At 61.2% G+C, this 5,176-nt stretch carries 6 protein-coding genes; all 6 read left to right on the top strand.

The window, feature by feature from the left end; genetic code table 11:
- Nucleotides 1-506: S-adenosylmethionine:tRNA ribosyltransferase-isomerase (locus EOA86_RS21230; RefSeq protein ID WP_164891880.1), on the top strand; the 506-nt coding region annotated here is incomplete at its 5' end.
- Nucleotides 503-1,633, top strand: coding sequence for a tRNA guanosine(34) transglycosylase Tgt (gene tgt / locus EOA86_RS21225; protein ID WP_127209776.1), 1,131 nt, complete (start codon nucleotides 503-505; stop codon nucleotides 1,631-1,633). The genes EOA86_RS21230 and tgt, both read left to right, overlap by 4 nt.
- A 209-nt stretch (nucleotides 1,634-1,842) precedes the next feature.
- On the top strand, nucleotides 1,843-2,079 hold the full coding sequence (locus EOA86_RS21220) for an Lrp/AsnC family transcriptional regulator (protein ID WP_029352863.1): 237 nt from the start codon (nucleotides 1,843-1,845) through the stop codon (nucleotides 2,077-2,079).
- Nucleotides 2,080-2,250: 171 nt separating this feature from the next.
- Entirely contained in the window at nucleotides 2,251-3,663 is a 1,413-nt protein-coding gene (locus tag EOA86_RS21215; RefSeq protein WP_164891879.1) for a circularly permuted type 2 ATP-grasp protein, read from the top strand.
- A 130-nt stretch (nucleotides 3,664-3,793) separates the two neighbouring features.
- Complete coding sequence (locus EOA86_RS21210) at nucleotides 3,794-4,735, top strand: alpha-E domain-containing protein (protein WP_029352858.1); 942 nt, start codon at nucleotides 3,794-3,796, stop codon at nucleotides 4,733-4,735.
- A 61-nt stretch (nucleotides 4,736-4,796) separates the two neighbouring features.
- A partial coding sequence (locus EOA86_RS21205) for a transglutaminase N-terminal domain-containing protein (RefSeq protein ID WP_281035681.1) occupies nucleotides 4,797-5,176 on the top strand: 380 nt, incomplete at its 3' end.

Genomic DNA, 5,176 nt, shown 5'->3' with positions numbered 1-5,176 from the left:
CGGCGCTGGATGCCAAAGGCGTCGAGCGGCGATTCGTCACCCTGCATGTCGGCGCCGGCACGTTCCTGCCGGTGAAAGTCGACGACACCGCCGATCACAAGATGCATGCCGAAATCGGTTCGGTCAGCCCGGAAACCGCCGAGGCGCTGAACGCGGCGAAAGCACGCGGCGGGCACATCATCGCCGTCGGTACGACGTCGCTGCGCCTGCTGGAGAGCGCCGCGCGGGAGGACGGCACATTGGCTGGATGGTCGGGTCCGACCGACATTTTCATCACTCCCGGATACCGTTTTAAGGCCGCCGACATGCTGATGACCAATTTCCATCTGCCGCGTTCGACGCTGTTCATGCTGGTTTCGGCGTTTTGTGGTCTGGAAACAATGCGTGCGGCCTATGCGCATGCCATCGAGAACAGCTACAGGTTCTACTCCTACGGAGATGCAAGCCTTCTGTTCAAAGAGGAGAGCGATGGACGCGCGCCCGGTATAGGACAAGGAATTCAATGACTAAGGCGTTCACCTTCGAGGTGCTGGCGATCGACGGGAAAGCGCGGCGCGGCTCCATCACTATGCCGCGCGGAGAAATCCGCACGCCAGCCTTCATGCCGGTCGGCACCGGCGGCACGGTCAAGACCATGTATATGGATCAGGTGCGCGGCGTCGGCTCGGACATTATCCTTGGCAATACCTATCATCTGATGCTGCGGCCTGGCGCCGAACGTGTGGCGCGGCTTGGCGGTCTGCATGAATTCGCCCGCTGGCCGCACCCGATCCTGACCGACAGCGGCGGCTTCCAGGTAATGTCGCTGTCGAAACTGAGGAAACTCACCGAAAAGGGCGTCACCTTTCGCTCACATATTGATGGCGCCCCCTATGAGATGTCGCCCGAGCGCTCGATCGAAATCCAGGGACTGCTCGATTCCGAAATCCAGATGCAGCTCGACGAATGCACCGCGCTGCCGGCCATGGAGAAGGAGATCGAGCGGGCCATGGAGCTGTCGCTGCGCTGGGCCGAACGTTGCAAGTCGGCATTCGGCGACCAACCGGGCAAGGCGATGTTCGGCATCGTCCAGGGCGGCGACATACCGGCCCTTCGGCTGCGCTCGGCGCAGGCGCTGAAAGCGATGGACCTCAAGGGCTACGCCATCGGCGGGCTGGCGGTCGGCGAGCCGCAAGCGGTGATGCTCGAAATGCTCGACATCACCTGCCCGGAGCTGCCGGCGGACAGGCCGCGCTATCTGATGGGTGTCGGCACGCCTGACGACATATTGAAATCGGTGGCACGCGGCATCGATATGTTCGATTGCGTGATGCCGACGCGCGCCGGCCGTCATGGCCTCGCCTATACAAGGCGCGGCAAGGTCAATCTGCGCAACGCTCGCCATGCCGACGATCCGCGCCCGCTGGACGAGCAGAGCGACTGCCCGGCCGCCAGAGATTATTCACGCGCCTATCTGCACCATCTGGTCCGCTCGCAAGAGGCGCTGGGGGCGATGCTGCTGACCTGGAACAATCTTTCCTACTACCAGAGGCTGATGCAGGATATTCGTGCCGCCATCGAAGCCGGCGCCTTCGAGGCGCGGGCGGCGGCAATTTCCGAGGGCTGGGCAAGGGGCGATATCCCGGTGATGTGAGCGGGCCCTCTCAGCGAAGCGAGCGCGCGCAGGCATAGCCTGCGCTTGGCAGCGCTCCACGGTCTCAGCGCCCGCGTGCATCCGTCGTTTGGCTGTACTAAAGCTTCCCTCAGGTCGCGTTCCGCCTGAGCGCCGTCCTGATGCTTGAAAGCCGGGCGGCAGTCTGCCACAAGGGCCGCTTATGCGTGCAAGTTGAGCAGGACCGGGCAATGAAGGCATTTTTCGTGCAGATAAAGTGCGATCTGGGCAGGGCCTATGACGTTGCCGGCGCATTGGCCGATGCCGAGATCGCTTCGGAAATCTACTCGACAGCCGGCAACTACGATTTGCTCGCCAAATTCTATGTCGACGACGAGGAAGACATAGGCCACTTCGTCAACGAGAAGGTGCAGATTCTTCCCGGCATCAAGGACACGTTTACGGTCGTCACCTTCCGCGCCTTCTGAGTGGCGCCGGCCCCTGCCCGGGCACAAGGCAAAGCCTGACCCAGCCATATCGGCGCTGCCCTAATTTTAGGCAGGTCGCGACATACTGATCGCCAGCATCCTCCAAATCACCGATTGCGCTTGATTTTCTCCCGTGACGCCAGTGAAATGGTCTCACAGGGGAGTATGCGATTGGCAGCGTTCGACGAAATGCTTCCGGAAATCTCCGGATTGAGAAAACCGTATTCGGCTTACGACCGCTGGCTGAAGGAGCAGGATCCGGCCAGGCTTACCGAGAAGATGCAGGACGCCGAACGCGTCTTTCGCAAGACCGGCATCACCTTTGCCGTCTATGGCGAGCAGGAAGCCTCCGAACGCCTTATTCCCTTCGATATCGTTCCGCGCATCATTTCAGGCAACGAATGGCGACGGCTGACGCAAGGCATCGAGCAGCGCGTCCAGGCGCTGAACGCGTTTCTCGACGATATCTACCACCGCCAGGAAATATTGCGGGCCGGGCGCGTCCCCAAGGAATTGATCGCCAGGAATGAGGCGTTCCTGCCGGAGATGATCGGGGTAAGGCCGCCGGCCGGCGTCTACACCCATATCATCGGCGTCGATATCGTGCGCATCAGCGAGAACGAATTCTACGTGCTGGAGGACAATGCGCGGACGCCGTCCGGCGTGTCCTACATGCTGGAGAACCGCGAGACGATGATGCAGCTCTTTCCCGAGCTGTTCCAGCAGATCAAGGTGCGGCCGGTGGAAAACTATCCGCAGCTCTTGCGCCAGTCGCTGGCGGCGGTGCGGCCGCAAAGCACCAAGGGTCCGCCGACCATTGCCGTGCTGACGCCGGGCAGCTTCAACTCCGCCTATTTCGAACATGCCTTCCTTGCCGACCAGATGGGCGTGCAGCTTGTCGAGGGGCAGGATCTGCGCGTCGTCGATGGCCACGTCGCGATGCGCACGACCGAAGGCTACAAGCAGATCGATGTGCTTTATCGAAGGGTGGACGATTCTTTCCTCGATCCGCTGACCTTCCGTCCGGACTCGGCACTTGGAGTGCCGGGCATCATGGATGTCTACCGCGCCGGCAACATCACCATCGCCAATGCGCCGGGAACCGGCATCGCCGACGACAAGGCGATCTATTCCTACATGCCCGAAATCGTCGAATTCTACACTGGCCGCAAGGCAATCCTCGGCAACATCCCGACCTGGCGCTGCTCGGAGCCGGACAGCCTGAAATACGTTCTCGAACATATCGACGAGCTGGTGGTGAAGGAGGTGCACGGCTCAGGCGGCTACGGCATGCTGGTCGGGCCGGCGGCGACCAAGAAGGAATGCGAGGATTTTTCCAAGAAACTCGCGGCAAAACCGTCGAACTACATCGCCCAGCCAACGCTGGCGCTGTCGACCTGTCCGATCCTGACCGACAAAGGGCTGGCGCCGCGCCATGTCGACCTCAGGCCCTACGTGCTGGTTTCCGACCGCATCCAGATCGTGCCGGGCGGGCTGACGCGCGTGGCGCTGAAGGAAGGCTCGCTGGTGGTCAACTCATCGCAGGGCGGCGGCACCAAGGATACGTGGGTGCTGGATGATTGAGACGGGTAAGTAGTGAATAGTCGGTAGTCAGTAGTAGAGGGAAAGCACAATGCCATACTCCGTCAAAATCCAAACATTCACCATGCACTACTCACCACTCACTACTCACTAGCCCGAAGGGCAGCCCCACATGCTTCTCGGCCGCACCGCCAACGGTCTCTACTGGATGAACCGCTACATCGAGCGGGCGGAAAACATGGCGCGGCTGGTCGATGCCGGGCTGCGCATGGCGCTGACGCGTACTCAGAACGCCTCCGAAGAGTGGAATTCGGTGCTGCTCAGCGCCGGCTCGGACGCTGCCTTCACGCAGAAATATTCCGACTATACCGCCGCCAACGTCGCGGATTTCCTGCTTCGCGACACATCGAACCCGTCGAGCACGATGGCGTCGATCGAGACGGCCCGCAACAACGCCCGCATGGTGCGCACCGCGCTGACGCGCGAAACCTGGGAAAGCATCAACGAGGCCTGGATGTCGCTGAAGCGCATGCTGGCCAAGCCGATCGACGAACGCGACCTGCCCAGCGTGCTCGACGCGATCAAGCGCGAAACGGCGCTGATCCGCGGTTCATTCTACGGCACCATGCTACGCAACGAGATCTTCGATTTCTCGCAGCTCGGCACCTATGTCGAACGCGCCGACAACACGGCACGCATCCTGGACGTGAAGTACTACGTGCTGTTGCCGTCGATCTCGTGGGTCGGCTCGACGCTCGACAATTATCAGTGGGAATCGATCCTACGTTCGGTGTCGGCGCACCGCTCGTATCGCTGGGTATACGAGGCCGACTACAAGCCGAGCAACATTGCCGACTATCTGATCCTCAATGTTCGAATGCCGCGCTCGCTGACCTTCTGCTACCGTTTCCTGACGGAGCACCTGAAATTCCTGGGCGACGATTATGGCGAACGCCATGCCTGTCATGCGACAGCCGGCAAGACCCAGGCCATGCTGACGGCCGGCTCGATCAAGGACATATTCGACGCCGGCCTGCACGAATTCCTGGCCAATTTCATTCGCGACAACACCAGGCTCGGCGACGAGATCGCGCAGGACTACAGGTTCTATTGAGCATGATCCCGGAAAGTGAACGCCGGTTTCCGGTAAAGATCATGCGCAGGGGACGAGAGCAATGCGGCTGAAGATCACCCACCGGACCGAATACCGCTACGATGCGCCGGTGCATTATCTATTGCAGCGGTTGCGGCTGCTTCCAGTCAGCGGGCCGACGCAGACCGTTTTGTCCTGGGCGCTGACGATCGAAGGGGCACGCGAGGAAGTGCGCTTCATCGACCATTTCGGCAACGATACGCGGCTGTTGAGCGTCGAAGGTGAGCGCGATTTCATCACCGTCGAGGCATCAGGCGAGGTGGTGACACGCGACACCGCTGGCGTCTCCGGGCCACATCAGGGTTTCGCGCCGCTCTGGCTGTTTGGCCATGAAACCGCGTTGACCACGATCGGGAGCGGCGTTCGCGAACTCGCGGCCTCGGTTGGCGAGGGGACCGATAT

It is taken from the genome of Mesorhizobium sp. M5C.F.Ca.IN.020.32.2.1, assembly GCF_004023105.1.
Lineage (GTDB): Bacteria > Pseudomonadota > Alphaproteobacteria > Rhizobiales > Rhizobiaceae > Mesorhizobium > Mesorhizobium wenxiniae.
This window is presented reverse-complemented; position numbering and strand designations above follow the sequence as displayed.

What these genes read in the sequence shown, in the direction of transcription:
- tgt (WP_127209776.1), top strand. Translation starts at nt 503, where the DNA reads ATGACTAAGGCGTTCACCTTCGAGGTGCTGGCGATCGACGGGAAAGCG.
- EOA86_RS21220 (WP_029352863.1), top strand. Translation starts at nt 1,843, where the DNA reads ATGAAGGCATTTTTCGTGCAGATAAAGTGCGATCTGGGCAGGGCCTAT.
- EOA86_RS21210 (WP_029352858.1), top strand. Translation starts at nt 3,794, where the DNA reads ATGCTTCTCGGCCGCACCGCCAACGGTCTCTACTGGATGAACCGCTAC.